1 pseudogene is annotated in these 222 nt (G+C 60.8%); it reads right to left on the bottom strand.

Annotated features, from left to right (window positions below):
• Positions 1-222: pseudogene (gene murD, locus FDX22_RS15695) on the bottom strand (UDP-N-acetylmuramoyl-L-alanine--D-glutamate ligase); the annotation flags it as partial.

Genomic DNA, 222 nt, shown 5'->3' with positions numbered 1-222 from the left:
CGCCCGGCTTCACGCGCGGCGCAAGCAGACGCATCGCCTGTTCCATGGTTTCTGTTTGTTCCGCAACATCAGGTCGCAGAGCGGCGAGTTGCGCGCCATCGCGGCCAAAGCAGTACAGACGAATATTGTTGCCGCTCAGGTAACGTTGCAGCGGCATAAAATCAGCGGATTTTCCGTCGCCGCCCAGCAGCAGGTGCAGCGTGCCGTCAACGTGCAGGCCAT

This window comes from Citrobacter sp. TBCS-14, from assembly GCF_005280805.1.
In the GTDB taxonomy this organism is placed as follows: Bacteria; Pseudomonadota; Gammaproteobacteria; order Enterobacterales; family Enterobacteriaceae; genus Citrobacter; species Citrobacter gillenii.
This window is presented reverse-complemented; position numbering and strand designations above follow the sequence as displayed.